Below are 2,919 nucleotides of genomic sequence, written 5' to 3' on the forward strand. Positions count from 1 at the left end.
GGCGACTTTAAAGAACTGAACATCATTCTTAAAGGTGATGTCGATGGTTCTGTGGAAGCCTTGACGGATTCCTTCCAGAAATTGTCGAGCGAAGAGATACAGGTGAACATCATACATAAAGGAGTAGGCGCGATTACGGAATCCGACGTATTGTTGGCCTCTGCATCCGATGCCATTATTATCGGCTTTAACGTAAGGCCGATGGGCAATGCCAGGGATGTGGCCGAAAAAGAGGAAATCGATATCCGTATGTATTCCATCATTTACGATGCGATAAATGACCTGAAGGATGCCATGGAAGGTATGCTTTCGCCAGAAATTAGAGAGGAAATTACCGGTACTGCCGAAATTCGGGAAACCTTCAAGATTTCCAAGGTGGGTACCATTGCAGGTTGTATGGTAACCAGCGGAAAGATTTTCCGCAATTCCAACGTACGGCTCATCCGCGACGGTGTGGTAGTCTACACTGGCGAACTTTCATCGCTGAAACGATTTAAAGATGACGCGAAGGAAGTTGCCAAAGGCTATGACTGTGGTCTTCAAATCAAGAACTATAATGATATTATGGAAGGGGATATTGTAGAAGCTTTTCAGGAAGTGGCGGTCAAAAAGAAATTGAAAACCAAATAGGGAAAAATTCCAAGCACCAAATTCCAAAATCAGATTTTATCGTAGGTACGCCGCATTGCTTCCCCACTGTATAACAAAAAAATCGAACGTGTAGGTTCGATTTTTTTTGTTGTATTTTTTGGAATTTGGTGCTTGGAATTTTCGCCGTTCTACCGCACCGATTTCTTAGGCTGCAGCAACATCGCATCAGGATATTTTTGTCGCACCTCCTTAAACTTCCGCTCCGCATCGAGCTTGTTTTTAAAACGGCCTACGCGTACCCTATACGTAGGAGAATCAAAATCTATATTGGAAAAAAGGCCTGGAAAATCCTGCTCCACCTTTGACTTGATTTCATTGGCCTTGGCAAAATCCCCAAAGCCGACCTGAATGCGATAATAGGCGGCACTTTCGTTGGCCGTCTTGTAAATGGCCAACAAATCGGTGATTTTTTTATCTTGATTAATAGTGATTTTTCCTTTTTGTGCTTGGCCAAAAGCGCAGGATACTACAAAAACCATAAGGCAAACAACTCTTTTCATGGAATGCAATTTATTGGGTATAAAAGTCTTGTGCAAAAGTAATTTTTTAAACATCAATGAAAACCAAAAACCAATTATTTAGAACAATTATAAATTAGGTATTATCAATCCGTTAACATTTACAAAACAAAGTCTATACCTTATTTTTGCACTTGATTTAAGCACCGATAAAACGAAGCATAACTATCTATAGGCTTGTAATAATCGTGCCAAAGTTCAGATAGAAATCAAGTCCATATGCAAAAACTTTCATACTGCCCTCGAATTTCTAGAGTTTCAGGTATAGGGTTACTATTTTTCCTACTCTTTTCCGTTTCCATTATGGCACAAGAAGAGGCTACTTCCGACGAAGCGGCCACCCAGGTTGCCAATACCGACCAAGCCGCAAACGATGCGAAGGCAGAGGCTGCGGAGGTCGAAGGCGACCCTGTGGCGGGAAAGCAATTGTTCAATCAGAACTGTGCCGCTTGCCATGCCCTGAACCGAAAAATGACCGGGCCTGCCCTGGCCAACGTCCAATCCAGGTTGCAAGAAGAAGAAGGCCTTGGCAAGGATTGGCTGTACAAATGGATCAAGAACAGTTCCGGTACCATCGCTTCGGGCGATGCCTATGCCAACGAAATCTACAATGAATACAACCAGGCGGCAATGACCGCTTTTCCGACGCTATCGGATGCCGATATCGACAATATTTTGGCCTACACGGCCGCTCCCCCCAAAACTGCGGAAAAGCCAGCTGACGCTGACGTAGCAGGCGGTGGCGGTGGCGGCTCCTCTTCCGGCGGAATATCCAACGAAATTATTTTAGGGGCGCTGACCTTGGTTTTCGGACTTTTGGTGGTAATGCTTTTCTTGGTCAACAAAACATTGCAGAGAATCGCTGCGGCCAACGGTATCGTAGTAGAAAAGGAAGCTTCCGAAAAGCGTCTTCCCATTTGGAAAGCTTTCGCAAAAAATCAATTTTTGGTACTTGTCTCGGTTGTTTTCCTTTTGTTGGGAGGTGCCTATTTCGCTTATGGTTGGATGATGCAGATCGGCATAGACCAAGGCTATGAACCGATTCAGCCGATTCATTATTCGCATCGTATCCATGCCGGGGAAAACAAGATCGAATGTAAATATTGCCACTCCTCGGCAAGGGTTTCCAAACATTCGGGAATTCCTTCCCTTAATGTTTGTATGAACTGCCACAAATCAATTTACCAAGTTGCGGATGAAACCTTGGCCGAAGGTAAAGAGGAATACGGCGTTGATTACAACAAGGAAATCGAAAAACTATATGAGGCCGTTGGATGGGATGTTGAAAACCAAAAATATACCGGCGAAAGCAAGCCCGTAGAATGGATCCGCATACACAATCTACCAGATTTCGCCTATTTCAATCATTCCCAACACGTTTCGGTGGCGGGCATACAGTGTCAGGAATGCCATGGGCCCGTCGAGGAGATGGAGATTATGTATCAATACGCTCCGTTGACCATGGGATGGTGTATCAACTGCCACCGCGAAACTGAGATCAAGGTCGAAGGCAACGCTTATTATGAAAAAATCCATGCTGAACTTTCCAAAAAGTACGGCGTTGATAATTTAACGGCGGCACAGATGGGGGGACTCGAATGCGGAAAGTGTCATTATTAATTGAACAAGAGAGTAGCAAATTATAGGTAAACGTATGGCATCAAACAAAAAATATTGGAAGAGCGGAGCGGAGTTAGATCCCAACGATTCCATTGTTGAGACGCTACGGCAGAACGAATTTGTCGAGGAA

General features: G+C 44.2%; 4 protein-coding genes. 3 read left to right on the forward strand and 1 reads right to left on the reverse strand.

Features of this window, described 5'->3' with window-relative positions; all coding sequences use genetic code 11:
* On the forward strand, positions 1 to 630 hold a 630-nt coding region (locus tag ACEW8S_RS05255), incomplete at its 5' end, for a translation initiation factor IF-2 (protein WP_373517132.1).
* Positions 631 to 779: 149 nt separating this feature from the next.
* Here the strand turns inward: ACEW8S_RS05255 and ACEW8S_RS05260 are convergent.
* The gene (locus ACEW8S_RS05260; RefSeq protein WP_373517133.1) at positions 780 to 1,151 is read right to left on the reverse strand and encodes an SPOR domain-containing protein; all 372 of its coding nucleotides are present in this window, start codon (positions 1,149 to 1,151) and stop codon (positions 780 to 782) included.
* Positions 1,152 to 1,388: 237 nt separating this feature from the next.
* On the opposite strand from ACEW8S_RS05260, the gene ACEW8S_RS05265 reads away from it, so the two are divergent.
* Entirely contained in the window at positions 1,389 to 2,789 is a 1,401-nt protein-coding gene (locus ACEW8S_RS05265; protein WP_373517134.1) for a c-type cytochrome, read from the forward strand.
* A gap of 34 nt (positions 2,790 to 2,823) precedes the next feature.
* A partial coding sequence (locus ACEW8S_RS05270) for a TAT-variant-translocated molybdopterin oxidoreductase (protein WP_373517135.1) occupies positions 2,824 to 2,919 on the forward strand: 96 nt, incomplete at its 3' end.

The sequence above is a fragment of the Pricia sp. genome (assembly GCF_041745955.1).
In the GTDB taxonomy this organism is placed as follows: domain Bacteria; phylum Bacteroidota; class Bacteroidia; order Flavobacteriales; family Flavobacteriaceae; genus Pricia.

What these genes read in the sequence shown, in the direction of transcription:
- ACEW8S_RS05260 (WP_373517133.1), bottom strand. Translation starts at nt 1,151, where the DNA reads ATGAAAAGAGTTGTTTGCCTTATGGTTTTTGTAGTATCCTGCGCTTTT.
- ACEW8S_RS05265 (WP_373517134.1), top strand. Translation starts at nt 1,389, where the DNA reads ATGCAAAAACTTTCATACTGCCCTCGAATTTCTAGAGTTTCAGGTATA.